The following is a 26,852-nucleotide window of genomic DNA, read 5'->3' as shown; positions in this document are numbered from 1 at the left end:
CCCCCGCCGCGGCCCGCCGGTCCGCGCCACCCGGCGCGCACGCCCGCGTGCCGTACCGGGGCCGGGCGCCCCCTCCCCGACGGCCCGCCTCGATCCGAACGCCGCGACCTGGGAGATTGCTGCCATCTGAGGAGCCCGGATGGGCAAGGATGAGGACATGGACGCCGAAGCCGCCGCCACGAAAGCTCCGCCACCCCCACCGCGGGCCGCACCGCGGAGCCCAGCGGTCGTGCTGGACCGCCGCACCGGCCCGCACGGCGAGGTGGTGCTCCGCGAACACGGCGGGCTGCTCCAGATCATCGCCAACGGCTGCTTCCTGATGGACACCTCGGACGGCCGCTCGGAGCGTCTGCTGGTCACGGCCGCCCTGGCCGAACTGGACGACCGCGCCGCCCCGGCGGTGCTGATCGGCGGGCTCGGCGTCGGCTTCTCGCTGGCGGAGGCCGCCGCCGAGGAACGCTGGGGCCGCATCACGGTGGTGGAACGGGAGGAAGCGGTACTCGACTGGCACCGCGCCGGGCCGCTCGGCATCCTCACCGCCGACGCCCGCGCCGACCACCGCACCCGGCTGGTCCACGCCGACCTCGGCGCGCATCTGCGCGAGCGCGGCGAACCGTACGACGCCCTCTGCCTGGACGTCGACAACGGACCCGAGTGGACCGTCACCGAGGACAACGACGGCCTCTACTCGCCGTCGGGCCTGGCCTCGGCCCATGCCCGGCTCCGGCCGGGCGGCGTGCTTGCCGTATGGTCGGCGCAGCCGTCGACGGCTTTCGGCACCGCCCTGCGGAACGCCGGCTTCCACCTGGTACGGACCAGAGAGGTGCCGGTCGCTCGCGGCGTTCCCGATGTGATCCACCTGGCGCGCAGATCGCCATAGCTCAGGAGCGGCGCAGCGCCGTACGCTGCTTCCCAGCAGCAGGAAAGCCAGATCCAGCCGACTGGCTCCGACACTCTCCCGGGGGCGGGACAGATGACACAGACCGACTTCACTTCAGGCCACGGCGAAGAACCGCCGCGCCCCGGAATCCCGCAGCCGGCCACACCGGAGGCGGAGAGCGGCGCGGCCTGGACCGAGGACATAGGCGACGACCTCTACGGGGCCGCGCACACCGACGGCCCCGGCGAACCGCACGGCGAGGCCGACGGAGAGCCCCAGGACGGGGCCACCGGCACGGCCAGCACGCCGGGCGCACAACGCCGCATCCTGGTCGTCGAGGACGACCCGACCATCCTGGACGCCATCGCGGCCCGGCTGACGGCCGAGGGTTTCCTCGTCCAGACCGCCGCCGACGGTCCGGCCGCCGTGGATGCGGCCGGCGGCTTCCAGCCCGACGTCATGGTGCTCGACGTGATGCTCCCGGGCTTCGACGGCCTGGAGGTCTGCCGCCGGGTGCAGGCACAGCGCCCCGTACCGGTGCTGATGCTGACCGCCCGCGATGACGAGACCGACATGCTCGTCGGCCTCGGTGTCGGCGCCGACGACTACATGACCAAGCCGTTCTCCCTGCGCGAACTGGTCGCCCGCACCCACGCGCTGCTGCGCCGGGTGGAGCGCGCCGCCGCGGCGGCGACGGCACCGCGCCCCGGAGGGGTGCGGCTCGGCGATCTGGAGATCGACCGGGCGCAGCGCCGGGTGCGGGCCGGCGGCAAGGACGTGCACCTCACTCCCACCGAGTTCGATCTGCTGATGCGGCTGGCGCGCTCCCCCAGGGCCGTGCTGACGCGTGAACAGCTGCTCGCGGACGTCTGGGACTGGGCGGACGCCTCCGGCACCCGCACGGTGGACAGCCATGTGAAGGCGCTGCGCCGGAAGATCGGGGCCGAGCGCATCCGCACCGTGCACGGCGTGGGTTACGCGCTGGAGGCCGCACCGGGCACCACGGTCATCGCCGACGGAAGCTGAGGCGCCGTGGAGCGCTCGCCGGAGGGCCGGGGGCGGGAACTGCTGCGCCGTCTGTGGGCGCTGTCCCGCCCGCTGGACCCGTTCCGGTCGGTGAAGGCGGCGCTGGGCGCGCTGGTGATCGTGTCGGTGGTGATCACCACCGTGCTGATCCTGCTCGCCTACCGCTCGTCGATCGAGCTGCGGGTCATCGCGCTGATCGCCGTCATCGCCTCGCTGCTGCTGACCCAGTTCGTGGCCCAGGGGCTGGCCGCGCCGCTGACCGAGATGACGGCCGCCGCCCGGGCCATGGCGCGGGGCGACTACGAGCGGCGGGTGCGGGTCGGGCGCCGGGACGAACTGGGCGATCTGGCCCGGGCGTTCAACCGGATGGCGGCCGATCTCCAGGCGACCGACCGTCACCGCAAGGAGCTGGTGGCGAACGTGTCGCACGAGTTGCGCACGCCGATCGCCGGGCTGCGGGCGGTGCTGGAGAACGTGGTCGACGGGGTGGCCGAGCCCGACAACCGGACGATGACCACCGCGCTGCAACAGGCGGAGCGGCTGGGCCGGCTGGTCGAGCAGTTGCTGGATCTCTCCCGGCTGGAGAACGGCGTGGTGCCGCTCCAGCCGCGGGACTTCCGGGTGCGGACCTATCTGTCGACGGTGCTCACCCACGCCGACTGGGCCGCCGGCCGGGGGCACGCCCGCACGGATGTGAAGCTCCAGCTGGACGTCCGTCCGGAGAACCTCACCGCCCGCGCCGATCCGGAGCGGCTGGACCAGGTGGTGACCAACCTGGTCGACAACGCGGTCAAGCACAGCCCCAAGGACGGCCGGGTGACGGTCCGCGCGCGTCCCGGCCAGCTGCCCGGTGGTCTGGTGCTGGAGGTCCGCGACGAGGGGCCGGGCATACCGGCGGACCAGCGGGAGCGGGTCTTCGAACGGTTCGGACGGGCCGCGCTGCCCGGCGAGCCGCCCCGGGACGGCGGCACCGGGCTGGGTCTGGCCATCGCGCGCTGGGCGGTGAACCTGCACGGCGGGACCATCGGGGTGGTGGAGTCGCGCAGCGGCTGCCACATCCGCATCACTCTTCCGGGAGAGGAACAAAGCCGCAGGTTGACGTAGGGTCGTAGCAGGTGTGCTGCTGGTCCCCGCGGGCCGGCCCACGGCGCCGGTGACGGCGGTCCGTGCGGCACGGGACCGCGCGCCGCACGCGGCCGTACCCGTACGGCGCGCCGGGAGTCGTTCGGCGCCCGAGGCGGTGCCGGGGCGCCGCGCGGACCGGCAGGGCGCCGCTCACCCGGCGGCGAGCCGCCGGGAGCCGCCCGGGGCGTCCCGGGTCCACCGCGCGGGACGTTCACCGTCCGGCGCGCGTCGGCTGTGGTCACGGAGGGCCGCAGCCGCATGTCGGCGATTCCGGACGCGGCCGAACCCCTCGTCTTTCCCGCCCCGAAAGCCGCCGAAACCCCGCGCGAAATGTGACGTACGCGACGACTGGGTGCCCGGGACTGCGCCAAGGGTGGGTAAAGGCGTAGCCTTGATCTCCGCTGTCCATCACCTTGCGAAGCGGAAGAGGGCGGTTGCCGCCGTGTCGCCACAGTCCCCGAACACCTCGAGTGCCTCCACCGACCAGGCCGGATCAGGCCCGGCCGCGTCAGGAACCGGCCCAGCGGCCGGATTCGGCGCCAATGAATGGCTCGTCGACGAGATCTACCAGCAGTACCTGAAGGACCCGAACTCCGTCGACCGGGCGTGGTGGGATTTCTTCGCCGACTACAAGCCCGGCGCACAGGACGCGGCGGAGAAGCCGGCCTCCGGCTCCGCCGGTGAAGCACCCGCGGCTCCGGCCGGCAACGGTGGCGCGGCCAAGCCGCAGACCACCTCGGCCCCGGCAGCCCCGGCGGAGCCCGCCCCCGCGGCGAAGCCCGCTCAGGCCGCCCCCGCCGCGGCTCCGGCGAAGACCACGCCGGGGAAGAAGCAGGAGAAGAAGCCGGAGAAGACCGAGGCGGACGGCTCCAAGGCCGACGGCCCGGAGCTGGTGACGCTGCGCGGCCCGTCGGCCGCGGTCGCGAAGAACATGAACGCCTCGCTGGAGCTGCCGACCGCCACGTCGGTCCGCGCCGTGCCGGTGAAGCTGCTGTTCGACAACCGCATCGTCATCAACAACCACCTCAAGCGTGCCCGGGGCGGGAAGGTCTCCTTCACCCACCTCATCGGCTACGCGATGGTGCAGGCCATCAAGGCCATGCCGGACATGAACAACTCCTTCACGGAGAAGGACGGCAAGCCGACGCTGGTCCGGCCCGAGCACGTCAACCTCGGCCTCGCCATCGACCTGGTGAAGCCGAACGGGGACCGCCAGCTGGTGGTGGCCGCCATCAAGAAGGCGGAGACGCTCACCTTCTTCGAGTTCTGGCAGGCCTACGAGGACATCGTCCGCCGCGCCCGCGCCAACAAGCTGACGATGGACGACTTCACCGGGGTCACGGTCTCGCTGACCAACCCCGGCGGCATCGGCACGGTCCACTCCGTGCCGCGTCTGATGCCCAACCAGGCGATGATCCTGGGCGTGGGCGCCATGGAGTACCCGGCGGAGTTCCAGGGCACCAGCCAGGACACCCTGAACCGCCTCGGCGTCGCCAAGGTCATGACGCTGACCAGCACCTACGACCACCGGGTGATCCAGGGCGCCGCCTCGGGCGAGTTCCTGCGCACCATGGCGTCGCTGATGCTGGGCGAGAACGGCTTCTACGACGAGATCTTCGAGGCGCTGCGGATCCCCTACGAGCCGGTCCGCTGGCACCGGGACATCGACGTCAGCCACGACGACGAGGTCACCAAGGCCGCCCGGGTCTTCGACCTGATCCACTCCTACCGGGTCCGCGGTCACCTGATGGCCGACACCGACCCGCTGGAGTACAAGCAGCGCAAGCACCCCGACCTGGACATCAAGGAGCACGGGCTCACCCTGTGGGACCTGGAGCGGGAGTTCGCGGTCGGCGGCTTCGCCGGCAAGTCGATGCTCAAGCTGCGGGACATCCTCGGCGTGCTGCGTGACTCGTACTGCCGCACCACCGGCATCGAGTACATGCACATCCAGGACCCGCAGGAGCGCAAGTGGATCCAGGACCGTGTGGAGCGGCCGCACACCGCGCCGGAGCGTGAGGAGCAGCTGCGCATCCTGCGGCGCCTGAACGCCTCGGAGGCGTTCGAGACCTTCCTGCAGACCAAGTACGTGGGCCAGAAGCGGTTCTCGCTGGAGGGCGGCGAGTCCGTCATCCCGCTGCTCGACGTGATCCTCGACGAGGCGAGCGGCGCGGCGCTGGACGAGGCCGTGATCGGCATGGCGCACCGCGGCCGGCTGAACGTCCTGGCCAACGTGGTCGGCAAGTCGTACGCGCAGATCTTCCGGGAGTTCGAGGGCAACCTCGACCCGAAGTCCACGCACGGCTCCGGCGACGTCAAGTACCACCTGGGCACCGAGGGCACCTTCACCGGCCTGGGCGGCGAGGAGATCAAGGTCTCGCTGACGGCCAACCCCTCGCACCTGGAGGCGGTCAACCCGGTCGTCGAGGGTGTGGCGCGCGCGAAGCAGGACATCATCGGCAAGGGCGGCACGGACTTCACGGTCCTGCCGGTCCTGATCCACGGTGACGCGGCCTTCGCGGGCCAGGGCGTGGTCGCGGAGACGCTGAACATGTCGCAGCTGCGCGGTTACCGCACCGGTGGCACCGTGCACATCGTCATCAACAACCAGGTGGGCTACACGGCGCCGCCGACCTCGTCGCGGTCGTCGATGTACTGCACCGACGTGGCGCGGATGATCGAGGCCCCGATCTTCCACGTCAACGGTGACGACCCGGAGGCCGTGTGCCGCGTGGGCCGGCTGGCCTTCGAGTACCGGCAGGCGTTCAACAAGGACGTCGTCATCGACCTGGTGTGCTACCGCCGTCGCGGTCACAACGAGGGCGACAACCCGGCGTTCACCCAGCCGCTGATGTACAACCTGATCGACAAGAAGCGGTCGGTGCGCAAGCTCTACACCGAGTCGCTGATCGGCCGGGGCGACATCACGCTGGAGGAGGCGCAGCAGGCGCTGCGCGACTTCCAGGACCAGCTGGAGAAGGTGTTCAAGGAGGTCCGCGAGGCCACCGGCGCCGACTCCCCGGCGGACATCCCGCCGCCGCTGGGTGGCTTCCCGGTGCCGGTGGAGACCGCCGTCAGCCAGGAGGTCCTGAAGCGGATCGCCGAGTCGCAGGTCAACATCCCCGACCACATCCAGGTGCACCCGCGGCTGCTTCCGCAGCTCCAGCGGCGCGCCGCGATGGTCGAGGACGACAACATCGACTGGTCGATGGGCGAGGCGCTGGCGTTCGGTTCGCTGCTGATGGAGCGCACCCCGGTGCGGCTGGCCGGCCAGGACTCGCGGCGCGGCACCTTCGTGCAGCGGCACGCGGTGCTGATCGACCAGCAGACGGCGGACGAGTACACGCCGCTGCTGTACCTGTCGGAGGACCAGGCTCGGTTCAACGTCTACGACTCGCTGCTGAGCGAGTACGCGGCGATGGGCTTCGAGTACGGCTACTCCCTCGCCCGGCCGGAGTCGCTGGTCATGTGGGAGGCGCAGTTCGGTGACTTCGTCAACGGCGCGCAGACCGTGGTGGACGAGTTCATCTCCTCCGCCGAGCAGAAGTGGGCGCAGACCTCGGGTGTGACGCTGCTGCTGCCGCACGGCTACGAGGGCCAGGGCCCGGACCACTCCTCGGCCCGGATCGAGCGGTTCCTCCAGATGTGCGCGCAGGACAGCATGACGGTCGCGATGCCGTCGCTGCCGTCGAGCTACTTCCACCTGCTGCGCTGGCAGGTGCACAACCCGCACCACAAGCCGCTGGTGGTCTTCACCCCGAAGTCGCTGCTGCGGCTGAAGGCGGCGACCTCGGCCGCGTCGGAGTTCACCACCGGCGGTTTCCGCCCGGTGATCGGTGACGAGAGCGTGGACCCGGCGGGTGTGCGCAAGGTCGTCTTCTGCTCCGGCAAGGTCTACTACGACCTGGACGCCGAACGGCAGAAGCGCGGTCAGACCGACACCGCGCTGATCCGGCTGGAGCGGCTGTACCCGCTGCCGACCGACGAGATCCAGGCGGAGCTGGCGAAGTACCGCGGCGCCGAGCGGTTCGTGTGGGCGCAGGAGGAGCCGGCCAACATGGGCGCGTGGCCGTTCATCGCGCTCAACCTGGTCGACCACCTGGACCTGATCATCGGTTCGGGCCCGGCGCCGGACGCCGACCGGCTGCGGCGGGTCTCGCGCCCGTCGTCGTCGTCGCCGGCGGTCGGCTCGGCCAAGCGCCACCAGGCGGAGCAGCAGTCTCTTGCCAACGAGGTCTTCGACCTCTGACGGTGTCCGCGTGGCGGTTGCCGCGCGGCGGGGCCCGGGCCGGTTCTCCGGTTCGGGCCCCGCGCCGTTTCCGGGGCCGTTCTCCCGGGCCGCGCGGCGGCCCGGTGGCACGGACCGAGACGCGGCCCCTGAACTGTTCGTCCGTAGGACCCGACCCCGACCCGACCCATCGCGGAGCGTTTACCTGTGTACTTCACCGACCGCGGCATCGAGGAGCTGGAGCAGCGGCGAGGCGAGGACGAGGTCAGCCTCGGCTGGCTCGCCGAGCAGCTGCGGATCTTCGTCGACCTGAACCCGGACTTCGAGGTCCCCGTCGAGCGGCTGGCCACCTGGCTCGCCCGGCTCGATGACGAGGACGACGAGGACGAGTGACGAACCACCAGGTCAGCGGCTGCCCGGGACTCCGGGTGGCCGCTGACGTCGTTCCGGCTGTTGGCAACACCAACAACGCGATATATCGTGTCTCTCGGAGGCATGACGCGATATCCCTATCGCGTCTTCGGAGACCGGGGAGGCCCGCATGAGCGGCAGCGAGACGTGGACGATCGACGAGCCGACGACGCTCGACATCGACGGCGAGGTGACCGAGCTCCGGGTGGCCACCGTCGGCGGCGCGGTCAACGTGGTGGGCACCACCCGCCCCGGCGCCGGGGTGCGCGTGGAGGTCAGCGAGCTGGTGGGCCGCCCGCTGACCGTCACCAGGGAGGGCTCCCGGCTGGTGATCGGCTACCGCGACACCCCCTGGGACAGCCTCTTCGGTCGCTCCAAGCGGGAACACGACCGGCACGCCGTGGTCTCGGTGTCGGTTCCCGAGGCAGTGGCCGTCACCGTCGGGACGGTCACCGCACCGGCCGTGGTCAGCGGTATCGGCGCGGAGACGACCGTGCGCACCGCCTCCGCGCCGGCCACCCTGGCGGGGCTGCGCGGCCCGGTGGACGTCCGCACCGCGTCGGGTGACGTCGAGGCCGAGGCGCCGCGCGGACCGTTCCGTTTCCAGACCGCTTCCGGGGACCTCACCGTGCTGGACGGCGCCTGCCCGGAGATCTCCGGCGAGACGGTCTCCGGCCGGATCGCACTGGACCTCTCCCGCCGGTCGGCCACCCCCGAGCTGAACCTGAAGTCGGTCTCGGGCTCGGTCACCCTCCGCTCCCCCGCCACCTCGGCGGCGCGCGTCCGGGCGTCCAGCCTGAGCGGCAACCTGGTCAGCGAGTTCGAGGAGCTGACCGGCGGGGGCGGCTGGCCCGGTCAGAAGCTCGGCGGCGTCGTCGGCGAGGGCACCGCAGGCTGGAAGATCAGCACCGTCAGCGGCGGCATCGCCGTACTGCGCCACCCGCTGGACACCCCGGACGGCCCGACCGGCGGCGCGACGGGCTCGGCGCCCGACACGGCCGCACCGGCGCCGCTGGCGAAGGAGGTCTGAGATGCCCCCCGTCTTCGGACACGGCCGCCTCCGGCTGTACCTGCTCAAGCTGCTCAACGAGTCTCCGCGCCACGGCTACGAGGTGATCCGGCTGCTGGAGGAGCGGTTCCACGGCATGTACTCGCCCTCGGCGGGCACCGTCTACCCGCGGCTGGCGAAGCTCGCCTCCGAGGGGCTGGTGCGGCACACCGTGGAGGGGGGCCGGAAGGTCTACTCGCTCACCGAGGCGGGGGAACGCGAGCTGGCCGCGCGGGAGAGCGAGCTGGCCGAGCTGGAGGCCGAGGTCCGCGAGTCGCTGGCGGCGCTCGCAGCCGACGTGCGTCGCGACGTCGGCGGGTCCGCCCACGACCTGCGTGAGGAACTGCACCGCGCCGCCGCGTCCGCCTCCGCCCCCTCCGCCGGCGGCCGTGGCCCCGGGCGCGGGCCGGGGACGGGCGGCGGTGCTCCGGACGCCGCCGAGGCGGCGGCGAGGGCGGCCGGCCGCCACTTCGAGGAGGCCGCCCGCCGCATCCAGGAGCGGACGCGCCGGCACAGTTCGGCCAACGACTGGCAGGCCGTCATCCGGGAGGGGATGGAGGGCCTGGGCCGGGAACTGGACGGCTGGCAGGAATTCCTCACCACCGACCGCCCGGCGTCCGGCACCCGGGACGGCGGTGACCGCCCCACGTCCGGCGAGCAGCAGCCGGCCGCCGAAGCGGAGCCGACCGCCGACTGGGAGAAGGTGGGCGGCCGGGAGAGCACGGGCGACCGGGCCACGAGTGGGCCGGAACGGCCGTCCGCCGAGCCGCTGCGGGACCTGGAACGGCTGCTGGACGCCTTCCGCGACGAGGTCCGCGACGCGGCACGGGACGGGGGCGTCACCGAGGACCAGCTGCGCCTGGCACGACGCCGGCTCTCCACCACGTCCGCCCATCTGGTCGCCCTGCTCAACGACGCCGACGAGTACCGCCGCCGCACCGGCGAGGACTGACGTCGCCGCACCGGCCCGGCCGGCCCGGGTTTCCTCCCCGGCCGGTCCGGGTTTCCTCCGCGGCCGGCCCGGGGGGCGACGCCCGCCCGCTCACACGGTCAGCACGACCTTGCCGAACAGCTGCCCGTCGGCCATCCGCCGGAATCCCTCGCGGGCCCCGTCCAACGGCAGCACGGTGTCGACCACCGGCCGGACGCCCTTCGCGGCGCAGAACGACAGCAGCCCGGCCAGCTCCTCCCGGGACCCCATGGTGGAACCGACCACCTTCAGCTCCAGGAAGAAGATCCGGTTGAGCTCCGCGGAGGACGGTGCCTGGCCCGAGGTGGCACCGGCGATGACCAGGGTGCCGCCGGGCCGCAGCGACTTCACCGAGTGCTCCCAGGTGGCGGCGCCCACCGTCTCCAGCACCGCGTCCACCCGGCGCGGCAGCCGTTCACCGGTGGGGACCGCCGCCTCGGCGCCCAGCTCCACCGCGCGCGACCGCTTGGCCTCGTCGCGGCTGGTCACCAGGACCCGGAACCCGGCGGCGGCGCCCAGCACGATCGCGGCCGTGGAGACACCGCCTCCCGCTCCCTGCACCAGCACGGTGTCCCCTGGCCGCACCCCGGCGGCGGTGAAGAGCATCCGGTAGGCGGTCAGCCAGGCCGTCGGCAGGCAGGCGGCGTCCTCGAAGGACAGCTCGGGCGGCTTGGGCAGCAGGTTCCAGCGCGGTACGGCGACCCGCTCGGCGAAGGTGCCCTGGTACTTCTCGGTGAGGATGCTGCGACGCTCGTCCGGCCCGACGCCGTGCCCGGTGGCGCCGACGACCGGATAGACCACCACCTCGTCGCCGTTCTCGTCCACGCCGGCCGCGTCGCAGCCCAGGATCATCGGCAGCGACTCCCGCGGCAGGCCGACGCCGCGCAGCGTCCACAGGTCGTGGTGGTTGAGGGAGGCGGCGCGTACGTCCACCGTCGCCCAGCGGTCGGGGACGTGCGGAGCCGGCCGTTCGCCCAGCTCCAGGGCGTCAACTGGCTTCGCGGCGTCGAATCGGGCGGCGTAGGCGGCGAACATGATCCTCAAGCTAGCCCCCGGCATCCGTACACGCCAGGGGGCGGACGGCGGCCCGCCGGTCGCGCGGCAGGAGACCGGGGCCCGGACAAGCCGCCGGGTCACACTTCCGGCGCGCGGCGCTACCTGCGACGATGGAGTCACACCCTGGCAGCGGGCCGCTCGGTGCGGCCACTCGCTGGCGAGGGCCGGAGGGACATGACCATGGCCGAGGTGTTCTTGCGACGGCTGAGCCGCTGGCAGGCCGAGGACAGGCGCAACGACTTCGCGACGCTGCACGCAGAGAGCCAGCGCGGCTCCGGCGAGCCGCCCGATCCCTCGGAGTTCCTGACACGGTTCTCCGACCATCTGCAGCAGCCCGGCTTCGACCTGGTGATCGCCAGCGACCCCGGCCTGGTGGGCTGCGCCTACGGCTTCCGGATCGAGCGGGAGGGCGGCTGGTTCGACCGCTTCTCCGGGGTCCCGCACGAGCTGGTGGAACTCGCGGAGGTGACCGGGGCGCGGCAGCTGTTCGTGGTGGCCGAGCTGATGGTGCGCCCCGAACGCCGCCGCCACGGCGTCGGCGGGCGGCTTCTCGACCAGCTGCTGACCCGGATCGGGGTGCCGGTGGCCGTGGTGCTGCTCGCCCCGGAGGAGCGGCAGGCCAAGGACGCCTTCTCCTCCTGGGGCTGGTCGAAGGCCGGTGACATGACCCCGCGCGGCGACGCCAAGCCGCTGGAGGCATGGTGCCTGCGCCGCGACGGATAGCCGGGCCGACAGCCGCGACGACAGCCAGGCCGATTGCCGGGCCGACAGCCGGGCCGTGACAGGTGGACGGGCGGTCCCGGGCAGCCGGGGCCCGTGAAGTGGGGAGCACACGGCGGCGGGGCCCGCACATCGCGTTGACGCGATGCGCGGGCCCCGCCGCCGTGTCCGGGCGGTGCCGCCGCCCGGCGGGCGCTCAGAGCACCTTGGAGAGGAACGCCTGGGTCCGCTCGTGCTGCGGGTTGCTCAGCACCTCGCGGGGGTGGCCCGACTCCACGACCACGCCCGCGTCCATGAAGACCAGCGAGTCGCCGACCTCGCGGGCGAACCCCATCTCGTGGGTCACCACGATCATGGTCATGCCCTCCTCGGCGAGACCCCGCATGACGTCGAGCACCTCACCGACCAGTTCCGGGTCGAGTGCCGAGGTGGGCTCGTCGAAGAGCATCAGCTTGGGCTCCATGGCCAGGGCCCGGGCGATGGCCACCCGCTGCTGCTGGCCGCCCGAGAGCTGCGCCGGGTAGTTCTTCATCCGGTCGGAGAGGCCGACGCGCTCCAGCATCTCCTCCGCGCGCCGCCGCGCCTCGCTCTTCGGCAAGCCCTTGACCTGGACCGGCGCCTCCATGACGTTCTCCAGCGCCGTCATGTGCGGGAAGAGGTTGAAGCGCTGGAAGACCATGCCGATGTCGCGGCGCTGGAAGGCGACCTCGCGCTCCTTCATCTCGTACAGCTTGTCGCCCTTCTGGCGGTAGCCGACGAGCTGGCCGTCCACGTACAGGCGGCCCGCGTTGATCTTCTCCAGGTGGTTGATGCACCGCAGGAAGGTGGACTTGCCGGAGCCGGAGGGCCCGACCAGGCAGAACACCTCGCCGTTGCGGACCTCCAGGTCGATGCCGTTGAGCACCTGCACCAGCCCGAAGGACTTGTGCACCCGCTCGGCCTTGACCATCAGCCCGCCGTTGCCGCCGGCCGGGCCGGTTCCCGTGGCCCCGTCGGGGGCTCCGTGCGCCTCGGTGGTCGCGTCGCTCATCTCGTCACCTCTCCGAGTCGCCGCGGCGACCGGTTCCGTCGCCGCTGCCGTTCGTGCCGTCCCCGTCGTGCCGCGTCCCGCCGTCGGCAGCCGTCGCCGTCGCGGGCTCCGGCAGCGTGGGCCTGGTCCGGAACGAGGTGAGCTGCCGGGCGACGCGTTGCAGCGGGGTGGGTGGCGGCGTGTGGTCGGAGCCCCTGGCGTAGTGCCGTTCCAGGTAGTACTGGCCGACCGAGAAGATCGTGGTCAGCGCCAGGTACCAGATGGAGACGACCACCAGCATCTCCATCACCGCGAGGGTGCGCGAGGAGATGTTGCGTCCGGCGAGGAACAGTTCGTTGTACTGGATGGCGTACGCCAGCGACGAGGTCTTCAGCATGTTGATGAACTCGTTGCCGGTGGGCGGGATGATCACCCGCATCGCCTGGGGCAGCACGATGCGGCGCATGGTGCGGTTGCCCGACATGCCCAGCGCCTGCGCAGCCTCGGTCTGCCCGCGGTCCACGGACTGGATGCCGGCGCGGCTGATCTCGGCCATGTAGGCCGCCTCGTTCAGGCCCAGACCCAGCAGGGCCGCGACGAACGGGGTGATGACCGTGTTCATGTCCTCGGAGTAGAAGCCGAGGTTGAGCACCGGGAAGATCAGCGCCAGGTTGAACCAGAGGAAGAGCTGCACCAGCACCGGAGTGCCGCGGAAGAACCAGATGTAGCCGTAGGCGACGGCGGAGAGGACCGGGTTGCCCGACAGCCGCATCATGGCCAGCACCGTGCCGAGCGTGACACCGAGCAGCATCGACAGCAGCGTGATCCACAGCGTGTTGACGGCGCCCATCACGATGGTCTCGTGGTTGAGGTAGCGCCCCACCACGCTCCACTGGATGTCGGCGTTGGCGAACGCCAGCACCAGCATGCCCAGCAGGACCACGACCAGAGCGGCCCCGGCCCAGCGGCCGTAGTGCCGCACCGGGATGGCCCTGATCGCCTCCGGCGGGGTGTCGGCGGCATCGCCGCCCGGTGTGAGCGGTCCCTGCCCGGACCCGCCGCCCTTCGCGAGCGGGTCCGGGACCGCGTCCCTGTTCTCTTCTGACACGGGTTACTGCCTTAGCTGCCGGAGGGGTCGGACGGGAACGGGAGGCGGCCCCGGACGGCGGCCGCCCCCGGGAGCGCTGCGCGAGAGGCCGTCACTGGCCGGCGTTGACGGTCGCCTCTTCGATGGCGCCGGACTCGGCGTCCCACTCCGCGAGGACGTCCGCGTAGTCGCCGTTGTCGATGATCGCCTGCACGGCGGCCTGGAGCGCGTCACGCAGCTCGGTGTCGTCCTTGGCGACGGCGATGCCGTAGGGGGCGGCGTCGATCTGGTCGCCGACGACCTCGAACAGCTCGCCGTCGCGGGCGGTCAGCGCGTTGTAGAGGGCGACGGGGAAGTCCGTCACGACCACGGTCGCCCGGCCGCTCTGCAGCTGGGTGATCGACTCGTCGTCGTTGTCGTTGATCAGCGGCTCGATCGGGGTGTCGCAGTCCTCCTGCTGCCGCTCGATCAGCGCCTCGTTGGCGGTGCCGCGCTGGGCGGCGACGGTCTGGCCGCAGAGGTCCGCGAGGCCGGTGACACCCTCGGGGTTGTCCTTGGCCACCAGGATGGCCGAGCCGGCCTGGAAGTAGTTCACGAAGTCGGCGCCGCCCTCGGCGTCCTCGCTGATGCCGTCCTGGCGCTCCTTGGTGTCGGTCATCGCCGACATGATCACGTCGTAGCGGCCGGAGTTCATTCCCAGGACCAGGCCGTCGAAGGTGCCGTTCTCGAATTGCAGCTCGACTCCGAGCTGATTTCCGATGGCCGCGGCGATAGCGGGGTCGATACCGGTGACCTCGCCGCTCTCGTCGTAGTACTCGATCGGGGCGTAGGCGATATCCGAACCGACCTTGATGACGCCCGCTTCCTGAATGTTCTCCGGCAGCTGGTCCCAGAGCGGGGCGTCCGAACCGGTGACGGTCTCCTCGGAACCGCCACCACCGTTGTCGTCCGAGCTACAGGCGCCCAGCAGCAGCGCGCCTGCGGCCGCCAGCGCGCCGGCGCTCGCGAGGCGGGAACGGCGGGAGAGGGAGCGGGCTGTCATGGAGTGCCTCCGTCGATGAGGGACGATCGCCGTCGGTCGAGCAGACGATCGGGTGTCAAGACTCTGTTCCAGTGGGAGGCATCTTCCCATCCGGAATGACGGCGTTCGGTTACCGGCTACGTCAAGATCGGATAACGGACACGTCGAAGTGGCAACCGGAGCAGCCGAAGAGGCGCCCGGAATTGCACGCGGTCCGCGAGGACGGTGAGACGTGTGTCACGCGGCCCTCCCCCGCGCCGGCCGCGCGCTCCGCGCAGCTCCGCTCGTCCGAGGGGTGGTTGCGCCGCGCGGGGGTCGCGCGGCGCGAGCGTCACGCCCCCACCCGCTCGTGCACCACGCCGCCGATCCTGTACAACGGACGGTTACACCCCTTACCTGGGGACTCGGGCGCGTGTGCGGCGCGTCCGGCGTCCGCATCTCCCCCTCGACGGTGGACCAACCGCCGGACAGGCCGCGGACGTGGTGTCCGCCCGTCCTCCGGACCGGAGTACGGCCACCCTCAGACGTGTGCGGAATTCAGTAAGGGGTCACCCCAGTGGCATCGGAGATCATCAACCCTCGACAGGACGAACCGCGGGCCGACGGGCTCGACCCGGCGTTCGCCCTCCACCGCGGCGGCAAGATGGCGGTCCGCGCGACCGTGCCGGTGCGCGACACCGCCGACCTCTCCCTCGCCTACACGCCCGGCGTCGCCAAGGTCTGCTCCGCGATCGCCGAGCGGCCGGAGCTGGTCCACGACTACACCTGGAAGTCCCAGGTCGTCGCCGTGGTCACCGACGGCAGCGCGGTGCTGGGACTGGGCGACATCGGCCCGGAGGCGTCGCTGCCGGTGATGGAGGGCAAGGCGATCCTCTTCAAGGAGTTCGCCGGGGTCGACGCGGTGCCGATCGCCCTGGACGCCCGCGACCCGGACGAGATCGTGGAGACCGTGGTCCGGCTCGCCCCCTCCTTCGGCGGGGTCAACCTGGAGGACATCTCCGCGCCCCGCTGCTTCGAGATCGAGCGCAAGCTCCAGGAGCGGCTCGACATCCCGGTCTTCCACGACGACCAGCACGGCACGGCCGTCGTCACCCTGGCCGCCCTGCGCAACGCCGCGCTGCTCACCGGGCGCGGGCTGGCCGAGCTGCGCGCCGTGATCTCCGGCGCGGGCGCCGCGGGAGTCGCCATCGCGAAGATCCTGCGCGGCGCCGGAATCGGCGACATCACCGTCTGCGACCGCGGGGGCATCGTCTCCGCCGACCGGCAGGACCTCAACGAGGCCAAGCGCGAGCTGGCGGGGCTGACCAACCGCGCCGGCCTGACCGGGACCCTGGAGCAGGCGATGGCCGGCGCCGACGTCTTCATCGGGGTCAGCGGCGGCACGGTGCCCGAGCCGCTGGTGGCCACGATGGCGCCGGACGCGTTCGTCTTCGCCATGGCCAACCCGGACCCCGAGATCCACCCGGAGATCGCCGCCCGGTACGCCTCCGTCGTGGCCACCGGCCGCAGCGACTACCCGAACCAGATCAACAACGTGCTGGCCTTCCCGGGGATCTTCGAGGGGGCGCTGCGGGTGCGCGCCTCGCGGATCACCGAGTCGATGAAGCTGGCCGCGGCGGAGGCGCTGGCGGCGGTGATCGCGGACGAACTGAGCCCCACACACGTCATCCCCTCGCCGTTCGACGCCCGGGTCGCTCCGGCCGTCGCCGCGGCTGTGGCGGCGGCAGCGCGTACGGAGGGCGTCGCGCGGCGCTGACGTCGCCGTCGCCGACGTTCCTGACAAGCGCGTACGTCGTTGGCAAGCGTGCGCGTCGTTGACGACGGCGTACGTCGTTGACGACGGCGCCCCGCCCCGCACCTGTCGGGGCGGGGCGGGGCGGCGGGTGCGGAACGCCGGGGAGCGCGGTGGACGCGGGCGTGGCGACGGTCAGCGCAGTCCCAGGACCATGCCGTCCGTCGGGGACGCCCAGATCGCCCGGGCCTCGGCGAACCCGGCGTCGCGCAGCGCCAGCGCGTGCCATTCGGCGGAGTGCGCCTCGCCGTCGGAGTGGTCGCCGTCCATCGGGGTGCCGAAGATCGCGAACCGTTCGGCGGCGGCCTCCGCCAGTTCCGGCGCTTCGGCGGCCCGCTGCCACCACTGGGACCAGTCCTCGGCCCCGTCCGCCTGGGCCTTCTCCTGCCGGTCGCGTACGAGCGCCTCGAAGGCGTCGTTGAGCTGCGGAGTGGTGTCGTCGGGCATGTGGTCCGCGTTGACGAAGACACCGCCCGGCCGCAGCACGGAGGCGATGGCACGGTAGAGGTCGCGCAGCGGCCCCGACTGGAGCCAGTGCAGCGCGGTGGAGGTGAGGACGGCGTCGTACTGCTCGTGCGGCAGCGAGGCCGTCCACTCGGCGGACCGCAGGTCGGCGCTGACGAAGGTGGCGCGCTGCTCGTCGCCGAGGCTGCCCCTGGCGATGGTCAGCAGCGCCGGGTCGAGGTCGACGCCGGTGGTCCGGGCGTCGGGGAACCGGGCGAGGACCCGGGAGGTGATGGTGCCGGTGCCGCAGGCCAGGTCCAGTACGCGCGGCGCTCTGCCGACCACGGCCTCCACCCCGTCCAGCATGACCCGGAACCGTTCCTCACGGTCCGGCAGGTACCACTCCTGCTGCCGGTCCCAACTTTTCTGCCATGCCGTCCAGTCCGCCACTTCGGCTCCCTTCGTTGGCCCTACTGGTGTCACCGTACGACACCCGGCACTCCGCGGCCGGTAATAGCCCAGAATTAGAGCGACCCTTACTAGTACAGTGCTGTCCCCAGACTGCTCCCGTAAGGATCACCGTGGAACTGATCTATTACTCCGACTTCGCGGTGCGGTTGGTCAACACCGAGGAACCCGCGCGCGGAACGGACACCCTGACCTCCGTCGAGGCCGTGCGGGAACTGTTCGGCGAGAGCGCCAAGGCGGCACGGCGGGCGACCGAGGCGGACATCACGCGCCTGCGTGGCGTGCGGAGCAGACTGCGCGCGGTCTTCACCGCCGCCGGGGAGAGCGACGAGAAGCGGGCGGTCGACCTGCTCAACGCCCTGCTGCTGGAGTACCCGGCCAGCCCGCAGATCTCCGGCCACGACTTCCTGGACGACGCGGGCCGCCCCCGCTGGCACCTCCACCTCGCGGAGCACTCGACCACCGCCGCCGCCGGCTACGCGGCCATCGCCTGCATGGGCCTGGCCGTCCGGCTCACCGACGCCGGCGTCGACCGGCTCGGCATCTGCCGCGCCAGTCCCTGCCGCAACGCCTACGTCGACACCTCGACCAACAGCTCCCGGCGCTACTGCTCGGACCGCTGCGCCACCCGCGCCAACGTCGCCGCCTACCGCGCGCGCAAGCGCCGCGAACGCGCCCCGGGCGGAGAGACCGCCGACGCCTGAACGGCGCCGCCAGGCCGCCGCGGCGACCGGGACTCCACGGCGCCCTGCCGGACGGGCCGGGCCGTGCGGCATGATGGGCCTGCCCGTGCCACTGTCCCCCCGGAAGGGTCCCCGTGTTCCGATCACGCCACTCCCTGCTGACCTCCGCGGTCGCCCTGCCCCTCTGTCTCGGCCTGCTCGTCGCCTGCGGCTCGGACGACGGCGACAACGGCGAGAGCGACGCCGCACCGCCCGCCTCCTCGCAGGAGAGCGAGGACAGCGAGCAGGGCGAGGAGAACTCCGGGGAGGAGTACGGCGTCGACGCCGGGGAGCTGCTCGCGGCCACCGAGGCCACCATCAGCACCAACGTCGGTGACATCACCGTCGAGCTCTTCCCCGACGAGGCGCCGGAGACCGTCGGCAACTTCCTCGGCCTCGCGGACGGTTCGCGCAGCTGGATGGGGCAGGAGGCGGACGAGCCTCTCTACCAGGACGTCATCTTCCACCGCGTCATCGACGGCTTCATGATCCAGGGCGGCGACCCCGAGGGCACCGGCCGCGGCGGCCCGGGCTACCAGTTCGAGGACGAGATCGTCGAGGACCTGGTCTTCGACCGCCCCTACCTGCTGGCCATGGCCAACGCCGGTCCGGGCACCAACGGTTCGCAGTTCTTCATCACGGTCGGCGCCACCGAGCACCTCAACGGCGCCCACACCATCTTCGGTGAGGTCACCGACGACGACAGCCGCGCCGTGGTCGACGAGATCGCCACCACCGAGACGGCCGCCGGCGACAAGCCGGTGGAGGACGTCGTCATCGAGTCGATCACCTTCGACTGACCCGCCGACCGCCCCGCACGCTCCCCCTTGCTGCGCCGCCCCGCCGCCCCTCGCGGCCGGGCGGCGCAGTGGTGTGCGGGCGGGGCACGGCGTGGCGACGGGACACGTGGGCATCCGCCGCCGGAAGGGCGGCCGGTCAGCAGCCGTCGGGCCCCTCCTCCATCACCGGCCGCACCTCGACCGGCTCACCACCCGGCTCGCCGCCGGGGGCGGGCGCGACCGAGACAAGCGCCGCTATCTCCAGCGCGCGCTCCTCCGAGGCACAGTCCACGACCCAGTACCCCGCGAGCAGGTCAGGTCCACGCTGGGCAGGCCCGTCGGTCACCTCGCGCCGCCCGTCACGGACCCGGACGGTGCGGGCGGTGTCCGGCGCGGCCAGCCCCTGGCCCTCGACCAGCTCGCCGCGGGCGGTCAGCTCGGCGTTGACGCCGTCCATGTGGTCGACCATGGCCCGGACGTCCCCCTTGGTCCAGGCGCGGCCCTGATCGTCCCGGCCGCCGTTCATCGCGTTCCAGTCCCCCTGGGTTCCGGTCATCGAGATCATGTACTTCACGGTGTCGCTCCTCGGCTCTCCGGCGCCTGCCGGGCGCCGGGTACGGGCCCCTCCAGCCACGCTAGACCTCATCCGTGCGCCCCGCCGCCCGGCGCCGTTTCCACCGGGTGGAGCAGCCGGACGCGCCAGCGTTTGCCGGGGTGCGGGCGCCGGTGTCCCCTGAGGGGAGACTGCCGGAAGGAGCCCTCAGATGGGTGAACACGCGGCGCCCCGCCGCCCCCTGGTCGGGGTACGGACGGCGGCGGTGCTGCTGGGCGCGTTCTTCGGCCTGGCGTGCGGGCTGCTGGACCACGGCGCGGGCGCGTCGGCGGGGCGGGCCCTGACCGTCGGGGTGATCTCGGGGCTGGTGGCCGCCGTGGTGGCTCTGGTGGTCGGCCGGCGGCTGCGCGTACTCGCCCGCACTCCCCGGGCGGTGGTGCTCGCGGCCTGCTCGGGCGCGGCGGCCGCGTTCCTGGTGGCGCTCTCCGCGGGCGGCAGCACCACGCGGGCGATCCTGACCGGCGCGCTGCTCGCGCTGGCGGTCGGCATCGCCTCCTTCACCCTGGCCACCCCGCCCCGGCGGCGTTGACCACCTCCCATCGCCGCACGATGGCCGCGCCGGAGGCAGGAGGGGCACGGCACGGGCGGCACGGGCGGTACGGGCGGTACGGGCGGTACGGGTACCGACGACGAAACCGGATGGCGAGTCACCGACGGGCGGGCCTAATCTCGCCCGCATGGAGACCCGGCTCAACAGAATCGTGCTCGACAGCGCGGACCCCGCCCGGCTGGCCCGCTTCTGGGCGGCACTGATCGGTGGCGAACCGTCGACCGGCGTGGCCGGGGCGGGGGCCGACGGGGCGGATCCGGCGACCCACCTCGACGCCCCGGGCTTCCCCCGCCTCGCGTTCCGCCGGGTGCTGCCCGCGTCCGACCCGCCGGGCGGGGGCGCCAGGCTGGAGATCGAGGTCGCCGATGTCGCGGCGGCTGAACACCGGGCGCGACGGCTGGGCGCCCGCGACGGCGAGGCCGACAGCGGGGCCGACAGCGGGGCCGACAGCGGGGCCGACAGCGGGGCCGACAGCGGGGCCGACGATACGCGCCCGCCGGGGGCAGCACCGGCCGGTTCCGTACGGGAGCTGCGCGACCCCGATGGCAACCCGTTCCGCCTGACCTCGCTCCCCGGCCGATCGGCCGGTCCGGAGCCGCTGCCGCCGGCCACCGGCTCGATGACCCTGCTGGCCGCCGCGGTGGTGGTGCGGGACCCGGTGCTGCGCCGGGTGGTGATGCTGCGGCGCGGCCCCGAGGCGAAGTTCGGCCGTGGGCTGTGGGACGTCCCCGTCGGTAAGTGCGATCCGGGTGAGGCGGTCAGCCACGCCGCCGTCCGTGAACTCGCCGAGGAGACCGGACTGGTGGTGGACCCGGCCGACCTGCGGCTGGTCCATGTGGTGCACGGCGCCCGGGGCGCGGAGGCGCCGGGTGGCTTCCTGACGGTGGTCTTCCTCACGGAGCGCTGGTCGGGGGAACCAGTCAACAGGGAACCGGCCAAGCACGCGGAGGTGTGCTGGATGCCGGAGGACGACCTGCCCACGGAGGTCGTCTTCTCCGCCGACCGGCTGCTCACGGCCGCCCTGTCGGGGGTCGCGGCCGTCACGCTGCGCGGCTGGTCCTGACCGCGAGGGCGCCGGACAGCCCCGCCTGGCCCTCCCCACCCGCCGGAGGCAGCCGCACCCACGCGGCTGCCTCGGCGGCTCGATACCTCAGAGTTTCAGTCGCTGAGTGGCGTCAGTCCGCGCAGAGCGGGCACTTCTCCTTCCGCTGCATCCCGTCGTAGTTGACGGTCACCCAGCCGGTGCCGCCACAGGCACCGCAGTCGGGATCGGCCCCGGTCTTCCCCGGCGCGTTCTTCTCCATGGATGTCCCCTCCCGCCGGCGTCGCCGGCCCATCTGTGGATTCGCTTCGTCATCTTCGCTTCGTCATCCCTCGCTCCGGCTCGGCCACCCGCCCCCGCTCCGCACCCGGGCCGGGCGCGAGACCAGCCGGCCGGGAGACGGGGCGGGTGGGGTCGTCCAACCAGACGTACTGGTCGTCCCGGGTCACGGTGTACCCGATTCGCTCCGCGCCGGGCCGGCCCAGCCGCTGCCACCACCGATGCACGGCCTCGGCCTCGTCCCAGAGGTCGCGCGGGCCGGTCTGGGTGACGCGGCCGTCGGTGACGACCGCGTGGGAGGTCCCCACCGTCAGCAGGACCGACTCCCCGGCGGGGAACGGGATGTCGCCGACCGCCTCGCTCAGCAGCACCTGGAGCCCGGGAGGCGCGTGCGCGAGGGCGTCCGGGTCCCCGGACGGGGCCCGGACCCGCTCCGGGGTCCGGGCGATCCGCTCCACCGGCCGGCGCTGGTCACGCAGCAGCATGAAGGAGCAGGGCTCGTGGAAGTGGCCGCTCGCCGTGCCGTCCCCGTGGGCCGTCAGCCGCAGCAGCCGCCCGGTCCCCGCGTGCGGCACCACGATGACCCCGCCGGGGCGGCACTGCTCCACCCAGGCGTACGGCAGTTCGCTCACCCCGCAGGTGACGTGGACGCGGTCGAAGGGTGCCTCGGCGGGGACCCCGTGTGCGCCGTCGCCGACCACGATGCCGGGCGCGTGACCGGCGGTGGCGAGGCTGCTCGCCGCCTCCCGGGCGAGCGCCGGGTCGATCTCCACCGTGGTGACCCGCCCGGAGCCGCCCACCAGGACGCTGAGCAGCCCGGCGGTCCAGCCGGTTCCGGTGCCGATCTCCAGCACGTGGTCCCCGGGGCGCGGATCGAGGCGCCGCAGAAAGGCCACCACCAGCGGGGGGCTCGTCGAGGAACTGGTCGGGGCGCGGGTCAGGGCCGCGTTGCCCTCGGTCAGTTCGGTTCGCCCGTCGTCGAGTTGGGTGTAGATCGCCGCGCTGGAGGAGACGGCACGCCACCAGCCGTCCGCGTCCTTCTCGCGGTCGATCCACCGGGCCGGGCCGGCCGCACTGGCCGCGGCCCAGGCGCGTGGCGGCACGAAGGCGTGCCGTGGCACCTCGATCAGCGCCTGCGCCAGACAGGGCGCCCCGCGCTCCGTCGTCACGACCGCCCCTCCCGCTCGTCGCGTCACGAATGCCCGCGCCGCGGGCGTCCGTTCATGATGCCCATCGGAACGGCCACTCATCCCCGGAACGCAACCGTGCGCCCCCGTCGAGCATCACCCGCCCCGTCACGTTCGTCGTGGTCCTGCAAGTGGGCCACTGACCGCAGCTATCCACAGCTCCCCCGCGCGAGCGGGGGCGACCGCCGCCGCAGCCCGGAATGGCACGGATTGAGCTCTCCCCGCGCGAGCAGGCGGGCTGCTATCCGACGCCTCTGGCAAGATGCCGGTATGACCCGCTCGACCCATGGCAAAGGAACTGCAAAGCCCTCCTAACGCACCAGGTCGCGAAGGGGGTTCCCCGCGCGAGCGGGGGTGGTCCGGTCACCCTCGCGACGCTGGTCAAGCAGATGGCGTGTTCCCCGCGCGAGCGGGGGTGGTCCGTCGGCACCGGCCGGCACCCCGGGCAGCGCCACGTGTTCCCCGCGCGAGCGGGGGTGGTCCGATCATGGTCCGCCTACCCCGAGCGGCGCTGTCGTGCTCCCCGCGCGAGCGGGGCCGGACCTCTCCTAGCCGGCGCGCTGGGACATGGCTGAACGCGCCGCGCGGGGTGTGATCGTCCGGCGGGACGGTCACACCCCGCGCGGCGGGAGCACGGCGGGCGGGTGAGCGGATCAGCCCTTGACCGCTCCCGAGGTGAGGCCGGCCGCCATCTTCTTCTGCACGATCATGAAGAAGATCACCACCGGCAGCGCGATCAGCACCGAAGCGGCCATCAGCGAGCCGAAATTGGTGCCGCGCTGGGTGGTCATGCTCATCACCCACACCGGCAGCGTCCAGCGTTCGTTGTCCTGCATGATCACGTAGGCGAGCAGGTACTCGTTCCAGGTGTTGACCAGGGCGAAGACCGAGGTCGCGGCGAGTCCGGGGCCGATCAGCGGGAACACCACCCGCCAGAAGGCCCCCATCCGGGTGCAGCCGTCCACCATCGCCGACTCCTCCAGTTCCCTGGGGATGTTGATGATGAATCCCCGGAGCATCCACACCGTGAACGGCAGCGCCGAGACGGTGTAGACGACGATCAGCGACCAGTACTGGTTGAGTCCGCCCATCCGGTTGATCTGGAGGTAGAGCGGGATCAGCATGGACAGCGGCGGCAGCAGCTGCACCAGGACCAGGATGATCAGCAGCGGGCGCCGTCCGTAGAAGCGGAACCGCCCGATGGCGAAGGCGGTCAGCAGCGCCAGCACCATCGCCGCCGCCACGGTGACCGAGGTGACGATCAGGCTGGTGCGGACCGACGTCCAGAAGAAGTTGCTGCCGATGGCCGCCTGGAACCCCTCCAGGGTGAAGGAGCTCGGCCACAGCGTCTGGTCGTAGGAGCGGATCTCCCGGCCGGGCCGGAACGCGCTGACCAGCATCCAGTACACGGGGAACGCCATCAGCACGAAGACCATCAGGCCCGCGAGGTTGTACCAGCGTGTCGGCCGCTTGCGGTCCGCGCGCAGCCGCTGCCGGCCGTCGGGGGTGGACGCGGGCGTGGAGTGCGCGCCGCGGCGGAAGATGGTGGTGATCGCGTTACTCATTCAACCTCGCCTCGCTTCATCATCTGCCGGAGGTAGTACACGGCGACCCCGGCGAGCAGCAGCACGGTGATCAGGGCGACGGCGGTGCCCTGGCTGAACGACTGGCTCTGGAAGGCGAGGTTGTAGGAGTAGATACCGAGCAGTTCGTACTGCGGCTCCACGTTGTTGCCGCGCATCAGGAAGATCTGCAGGAAGACGTTGAAGTCCCAGATCACGGACAGTGTGGTCACCAGGGTGAAGACCGGCTTGATGACCGGGAAGACCACGTTGCCGAAGACCTGGAGCGCGCTCGCGCCGTCCAGCCGGGCGGCCTCCTCCAGCTCGCGCGGCACCTGGGTGAGCGCGGCGTAGAGGGTGACGGCCACGAACGGGATGGCTCCCCAGATCACCACCAGGGCGACGATGCTGAAGCCCTGCCAGGTCTCGATGAACCAGTTGTGCCCGCGGAAGTCCACCCCGGGGATCTTGCTGAGCAGGATGTTGATCAGGCCGTACTCGGAGTCGGACAGCCAGCGGAAGATGGAGGTCGCGACGACGATGGGCATCGCCCAGGCGGTCACCAGGGCGGCGGTGACCATCAGCCGGACCACCAGGGACATGCGCTGCATCATCAGCGCGATCAGCAGCCCGCCGCCGATGGTGACGGTCACGCAGACCACCATGAAGATCACGGTCTTGGCGGCGACGCCCCAGAAGTGGGCGTCGGAGAGCACGTTGGTGAACTGCTCGAAGCCGACCCAGTCCGGGGTGTCGCCGGACCACAGGTGGCGACGGCGGTAGTCCTGGAAGGACATCACCACCGTGCGGTAGAGGGGGTAGAAGTAGACGGCCGCGATGGCCAGCATGCCGGGCAGTACCAGCAGGTAGGGGAGCTTCCCGCCGCGGTGTCCGGTGCCGCGCTTCCAGCCGAGGGGGTTTCCCGATCCGGTCGCGGCCGGTTCGGGTGCGCCCGGTTCTTCGCCGGCCGTCGGCCGGCGGTCAAGGGTGGGGGCACTCATCTGTGCGAGCCCTTCGTTCGTCCGGTGATCCAGGCGACGGCCCCGGGGCGGGCCGTGGCCCCCGTTTCCTGGGTGCCACGGCCCGCCGCCGGGTGTCCGGCCGGGTGTCAGGCCTCGCTGTTGATCAGCTCGTCGATCTTCGCGTCGGCGGCGGCGGTGGCCTCCTCGACGGGGGTACCGCGCAGCACCTCCAGCAGCATGTTCTGGAGCACGCTCTGCTGCTCGATGGTCGACCAGCCCGGAGCGATCGGGGTGAACCAGGCGTCCGGGACGGCGTTGGCCATCGGCGCGGTGGTCGGGTTCTCCTTGAGCGGTTCGAGCTGCTTGGTGTTGTTCGGCAGGGTGTCCTTGCCGGCCAGCACCTCCATGGACTCCTCGGAGGTGAAGAGGGCGATCCACTCGGCGGCGAGGTCCTGGATGTCGGACTTCTCCACGATGGCGAGGTCGGAGCCGCCGATGAAGGACGGCAGCGGCTCGCCGTTGGGGCCGGGCATGCCGGCGACCAGGATGCTGCCCTCCAGCTCGGGGTTGCCCTCCTCGCCGTGGACGACGACGCCGGCCTCCCAGCCGTTGCCGTAGATCAGAGCGGCCTTCTCCTGGGCCATGGCGAGGGAGTGGTCCTCCTCGTCCTTGGTCTGGTCGCCGCGGTTCCACTCCTTGACCAGGTTGATGTAGTGCTCGATGCCGGCCTGGGCCTCGGGGGTGGAGAGGGTGCCCTTCCACTCGCCGGAGTCCTCGTCGAACTCGGCGATCTGGCCGCCGTAGCCGGCGACGTAGGACATGGCGGCGTGCCAGTTGCGGCCGGCCAGGTACGTCGGCGAGTACGCCTGGTCCGAGCCGAACTCCTCGTCGAGAGCGGCGAGGGCCTCCAGCAGCTCGTCCTCGGTCTCGGGCAGTTCGGCGGAGCCGGTGGCCTGCTCGAACATGTCGGCGTTGAAGATGGCGACACGCGAACCCGCGTAGTAGGGGACGCAGTACATGGCGCCCTCGAACGTACAGGTGTCGACGAGGCCGCCGATCCAGGTGTCGGAGTTGTCGTACTGCGCCGGGTCGATCTCGGCGAGCACCCCGTTGAGGATGTAGGTCATGGTCTCGGTGTTGCCGAGTTCCACGACGTCGGGGTACTCGCTGCCGCCGAGCGCGGCGTCGAGCTTGGTGGTCTTGTCGCCCCACTGCTGGTACTGGACGTTGACCTTGACGTTCGGGTAGACGTCCGCGAACTTCTCGTTGACCTCGGTGACCAGCTCGGGCCAGGTGGAGTCCGCCTCACCCATCAGCCACACGGTCAGGGTCTCGTCGCGGTCCTCGGGAGCCGCGGAGGAACCGCCGCCGCTCTCGTCCGAACCGCAGGCCGTGATGCCCAGCAGAGCCGCGACACCGATGGCCGCCATGAGCTTGCGTTTCACTTCATCCTCCTCAGGGATGTCACTGCACCGCCCCCGGCGGCGCGGGCTCCCCTGAGGGCCGCGCCGTTCATACGCGTGATGAATGCCGAGCTGGGCCGCACCTGACCACTAGTGGTTTAGACCAGGGCCCTGAGCTTGGCCTAGACCTTCAAAAGCGTCAACGGCTGTGCACGCACCAGTTGTCGTCCGTTACCGGACCGACATCAGCACCCGCCACAGCGGGCCGCACGTTGCGCGAATCGCAACAGCGGGGCAACAAACCGCCCTCGCCCGGCCCGTGTTGGGAACGGAGCCGCACGCCAGGACGAACCTCCCGAAGGGAGCGGCGCCCACCGGTCCGCGCGCCGCGGCACTGGCGGCCAGCACAATGAAGGGGTGCACTCCCCCTCCGAGACCCTCACCAGGCTGCTCGGCCCGGCCCACCCC

At 72.0% G+C, this 26,852-nt stretch carries 24 protein-coding genes and 1 pseudogene; 14 read left to right on the top strand and 11 right to left on the bottom strand.

Annotated features, from left to right (window positions below; all coding sequences use genetic code 11):
• Window positions 1-157: 157 nt before the first annotated feature.
• From E0D90_RS06430 to E0D90_RS06400, 7 genes are all read left to right on the top strand, one after another.
• Window positions 158-880, top strand: coding sequence for a spermidine synthase family protein (locus E0D90_RS06430; RefSeq protein ID WP_174856151.1), 723 nt, complete (start codon window positions 158-160; stop codon window positions 878-880).
• 93 nt (window positions 881-973) lie between these two features.
• Window positions 974-1,906, top strand: a complete 933-nt coding sequence (locus tag E0D90_RS06425; protein ID WP_227870028.1) for a response regulator transcription factor — start codon at window positions 974-976, stop codon at window positions 1,904-1,906.
• 6 nt (window positions 1,907-1,912) lie between these two features.
• On the top strand, window positions 1,913-3,010 hold the full coding sequence (locus tag E0D90_RS06420; protein ID WP_103500219.1) for a sensor histidine kinase: 1,098 nt from the start codon (window positions 1,913-1,915) through the stop codon (window positions 3,008-3,010).
• A gap of 463 nt (window positions 3,011-3,473) precedes the next feature.
• Complete coding sequence (locus E0D90_RS06415; protein WP_130796936.1) at window positions 3,474-7,280, top strand: multifunctional oxoglutarate decarboxylase/oxoglutarate dehydrogenase thiamine pyrophosphate-binding subunit/dihydrolipoyllysine-residue succinyltransferase subunit; 3,807 nt, start codon at window positions 3,474-3,476, stop codon at window positions 7,278-7,280.
• Window positions 7,281-7,466: 186 nt separating this feature from the next.
• Window positions 7,467-7,652 carry a DUF6104 family protein gene (locus E0D90_RS06410; protein WP_103504011.1) on the top strand — a complete coding sequence of 62 codons (186 nt, stop codon included), beginning with the start codon at window positions 7,467-7,469 and terminating at the stop codon, window positions 7,650-7,652.
• Between the two features lie 148 nt (window positions 7,653-7,800).
• A complete protein-coding gene (locus E0D90_RS06405) occupies window positions 7,801-8,700 on the top strand; it encodes a DUF4097 family beta strand repeat-containing protein (protein WP_130796935.1) in 900 nt (299 codons plus the stop codon).
• A 1-nt stretch (window position 8,701) separates the two neighbouring features.
• Window positions 8,702-9,670, top strand: a complete 969-nt coding sequence (locus E0D90_RS06400; protein WP_103504013.1) for a PadR family transcriptional regulator — start codon at window positions 8,702-8,704, stop codon at window positions 9,668-9,670.
• Window positions 9,671-9,760: 90 nt separating this feature from the next.
• Here the strand turns inward: E0D90_RS06400 and E0D90_RS06395 are convergent, their stop codons facing one another.
• Window positions 9,761-10,723, bottom strand: a complete 963-nt coding sequence (locus E0D90_RS06395) for a zinc-binding dehydrogenase (RefSeq protein ID WP_103504014.1) — start codon at window positions 10,721-10,723, stop codon at window positions 9,761-9,763.
• A 201-nt stretch (window positions 10,724-10,924) separates the two neighbouring features.
• Here E0D90_RS06395 and E0D90_RS06390 point away from each other — a divergent pair, with 201 nt between their 5' ends.
• Window positions 10,925-11,467, top strand: coding sequence for a GNAT family N-acetyltransferase (locus E0D90_RS06390; protein WP_157996819.1), 543 nt, complete (start codon window positions 10,925-10,927; stop codon window positions 11,465-11,467).
• Between the two features lie 193 nt (window positions 11,468-11,660).
• Here the strand turns inward: E0D90_RS06390 and E0D90_RS06385 are convergent, their stop codons facing one another.
• The 3 genes from E0D90_RS06385 to E0D90_RS06375 all read right to left on the bottom strand — a co-directional run bounded on the left by E0D90_RS06385 (window position 11,661) and on the right by E0D90_RS06375 (window position 14,602).
• Window positions 11,661-12,413, bottom strand: coding sequence for an amino acid ABC transporter ATP-binding protein (locus E0D90_RS06385; RefSeq protein ID WP_103504028.1), 753 nt, complete (start codon window positions 12,411-12,413; stop codon window positions 11,661-11,663).
• Between the two features lie 85 nt (window positions 12,414-12,498).
• The gene (locus tag E0D90_RS06380; protein ID WP_438827374.1) at window positions 12,499-13,581 is read right to left on the bottom strand and encodes an amino acid ABC transporter permease; all 1,083 of its coding nucleotides are present in this window, start codon (window positions 13,579-13,581) and stop codon (window positions 12,499-12,501) included.
• A gap of 91 nt (window positions 13,582-13,672) precedes the next feature.
• On the bottom strand, window positions 13,673-14,602 hold the full coding sequence (locus E0D90_RS06375) for an ABC transporter substrate-binding protein (protein WP_103504017.1): 930 nt from the start codon (window positions 14,600-14,602) through the stop codon (window positions 13,673-13,675).
• 535 nt (window positions 14,603-15,137) lie between these two features.
• Here E0D90_RS06375 and E0D90_RS06370 point away from each other — a divergent pair.
• Window positions 15,138-16,337, top strand: a complete 1,200-nt coding sequence (locus E0D90_RS06370; protein ID WP_130796933.1) for an NAD(P)-dependent malic enzyme — start codon at window positions 15,138-15,140, stop codon at window positions 16,335-16,337.
• Window positions 16,338-16,508: 171 nt separating this feature from the next.
• Here E0D90_RS06370 and E0D90_RS06365 read toward each other — a convergent pair whose 3' ends face one another.
• Entirely contained in the window at window positions 16,509-17,300 is a 792-nt protein-coding gene (locus E0D90_RS06365) for a class I SAM-dependent methyltransferase (RefSeq protein WP_374754193.1), read from the bottom strand.
• Window positions 17,301-17,398: 98 nt separating this feature from the next.
• Here E0D90_RS06365 and E0D90_RS06360 point away from each other — a divergent pair, with 98 nt between their 5' ends.
• Window positions 17,399-17,989 carry a CGNR zinc finger domain-containing protein gene (locus E0D90_RS06360; RefSeq protein ID WP_103504019.1) on the top strand — a complete coding sequence of 197 codons (591 nt, stop codon included), beginning with the start codon at window positions 17,399-17,401 and terminating at the stop codon, window positions 17,987-17,989.
• Between the two features lie 311 nt (window positions 17,990-18,300).
• The gene (locus tag E0D90_RS06355) at window positions 18,301-18,807 is read left to right on the top strand and encodes a peptidylprolyl isomerase (protein WP_103504030.1); all 507 of its coding nucleotides are present in this window, start codon (window positions 18,301-18,303) and stop codon (window positions 18,805-18,807) included.
• A gap of 136 nt (window positions 18,808-18,943) precedes the next feature.
• On the opposite strand, the gene E0D90_RS06350 is transcribed toward E0D90_RS06355, so the two are convergent.
• Window positions 18,944-19,351: a YciI family protein gene (locus E0D90_RS06350; RefSeq protein WP_227870029.1), complete on the bottom strand. Its 408-nt coding sequence runs from the start codon at window positions 19,349-19,351 to the stop codon at window positions 18,944-18,946.
• A 199-nt stretch (window positions 19,352-19,550) separates the two neighbouring features.
• On the opposite strand from E0D90_RS06350, the gene E0D90_RS06345 reads away from it, so the two are divergent.
• The 3 genes and pseudogenes from E0D90_RS06345 to E0D90_RS28555 all read left to right on the top strand — a co-directional run bounded on the left by E0D90_RS06345 (window position 19,551) and on the right by E0D90_RS28555 (window position 21,012).
• Window positions 19,551-19,928, top strand: coding sequence for a hypothetical protein (locus E0D90_RS06345; RefSeq protein ID WP_130796932.1), 378 nt, complete (start codon window positions 19,551-19,553; stop codon window positions 19,926-19,928).
• 148 nt (window positions 19,929-20,076) lie between these two features.
• Window positions 20,077-20,502, top strand: a pseudogene (locus E0D90_RS28560) (VOC family protein); the annotation flags it as partial.
• Between the two features lie 66 nt (window positions 20,503-20,568).
• A complete protein-coding gene (locus E0D90_RS28555) occupies window positions 20,569-21,012 on the top strand; it encodes an NUDIX domain-containing protein (RefSeq protein WP_103504031.1) in 444 nt (147 codons plus the stop codon).
• Window positions 21,013-21,124: 112 nt separating this feature from the next.
• Here E0D90_RS28555 and E0D90_RS28250 read toward each other — a convergent pair whose 3' ends face one another.
• From E0D90_RS28250 to E0D90_RS06315, 5 genes are all read right to left on the bottom strand, one after another.
• On the bottom strand, window positions 21,125-21,253 hold the full coding sequence (locus E0D90_RS28250; RefSeq protein WP_258037309.1) for a hypothetical protein: 129 nt from the start codon (window positions 21,251-21,253) through the stop codon (window positions 21,125-21,127).
• Window positions 21,254-21,302: 49 nt separating this feature from the next.
• On the bottom strand, window positions 21,303-22,439 hold the full coding sequence (locus tag E0D90_RS06330) for a methyltransferase domain-containing protein (protein WP_170214927.1): 1,137 nt from the start codon (window positions 22,437-22,439) through the stop codon (window positions 21,303-21,305).
• Window positions 22,440-23,110: 671 nt separating this feature from the next.
• Entirely contained in the window at window positions 23,111-24,022 is a 912-nt protein-coding gene (locus E0D90_RS06325) for a carbohydrate ABC transporter permease (RefSeq protein ID WP_103504023.1), read from the bottom strand.
• The gene (locus E0D90_RS06320) at window positions 24,019-25,020 is read right to left on the bottom strand and encodes a carbohydrate ABC transporter permease (RefSeq protein ID WP_130796929.1); all 1,002 of its coding nucleotides are present in this window, start codon (window positions 25,018-25,020) and stop codon (window positions 24,019-24,021) included. Before E0D90_RS06320 ends, E0D90_RS06325 begins: the two co-directional genes overlap by 4 nt.
• 107 nt (window positions 25,021-25,127) lie before the next feature.
• The gene (locus E0D90_RS06315; protein WP_103504025.1) at window positions 25,128-26,426 is read right to left on the bottom strand and encodes an extracellular solute-binding protein; all 1,299 of its coding nucleotides are present in this window, start codon (window positions 26,424-26,426) and stop codon (window positions 25,128-25,130) included.
• Between the last annotated feature and the right edge of the window lie 426 nt (window positions 26,427-26,852).

It is taken from the genome of Streptomyces otsuchiensis (assembly GCF_004305975.1).
Lineage (GTDB): Bacteria > Actinomycetota > Actinomycetes > Streptomycetales > Streptomycetaceae > Streptomyces > Streptomyces otsuchiensis.
The sequence above is the reverse complement of the archived record's forward strand: the minus strand, read 5'-3'. Positions and strand labels throughout refer to the sequence as shown.

Bases quoted from the DNA above. Each gene is read 5' to 3' on its own strand.
- E0D90_RS28555 (WP_103504031.1), top strand. From the start codon at position 20,569: ATGACCCTGCTGGCCGCCGCGGTGGTGGTGCGGGACCCGGTGCTGCGC.
- E0D90_RS06425 (WP_227870028.1), top strand. From the start codon at position 974: ATGACACAGACCGACTTCACTTCAGGCCACGGCGAAGAACCGCCGCGC.
- E0D90_RS28250 (WP_258037309.1), bottom strand. From the start codon at position 21,253: ATGGAGAAGAACGCGCCGGGGAAGACCGGGGCCGATCCCGACTGCGGT.
- E0D90_RS06390 (WP_157996819.1), top strand. From the start codon at position 10,925: ATGGCCGAGGTGTTCTTGCGACGGCTGAGCCGCTGGCAGGCCGAGGAC.
- E0D90_RS06320 (WP_130796929.1), bottom strand. From the start codon at position 25,020: ATGAGTGCCCCCACCCTTGACCGCCGGCCGACGGCCGGCGAAGAACCG.
- E0D90_RS06400 (WP_103504013.1), top strand. From the start codon at position 8,702: ATGCCCCCCGTCTTCGGACACGGCCGCCTCCGGCTGTACCTGCTCAAG.
- E0D90_RS06430 (WP_174856151.1), top strand. From the start codon at position 158: ATGGACGCCGAAGCCGCCGCCACGAAAGCTCCGCCACCCCCACCGCGG.
- E0D90_RS06375 (WP_103504017.1), bottom strand. From the start codon at position 14,602: ATGACAGCCCGCTCCCTCTCCCGCCGTTCCCGCCTCGCGAGCGCCGGC.
- E0D90_RS06385 (WP_103504028.1), bottom strand. From the start codon at position 12,413: ATGGTCAAGGCCGAGCGGGTGCACAAGTCCTTCGGGCTGGTGCAGGTG.
- E0D90_RS06395 (WP_103504014.1), bottom strand. From the start codon at position 10,723: ATGTTCGCCGCCTACGCCGCCCGATTCGACGCCGCGAAGCCAGTTGAC.
- E0D90_RS06325 (WP_103504023.1), bottom strand. From the start codon at position 24,022: ATGAGTAACGCGATCACCACCATCTTCCGCCGCGGCGCGCACTCCACG.
- E0D90_RS06345 (WP_130796932.1), top strand. From the start codon at position 19,551: ATGGGTGAACACGCGGCGCCCCGCCGCCCCCTGGTCGGGGTACGGACG.
- E0D90_RS06405 (WP_130796935.1), top strand. From the start codon at position 7,801: ATGAGCGGCAGCGAGACGTGGACGATCGACGAGCCGACGACGCTCGAC.
- E0D90_RS06350 (WP_227870029.1), bottom strand. From the start codon at position 19,351: ATGATCTCGATGACCGGAACCCAGGGGGACTGGAACGCGATGAACGGC.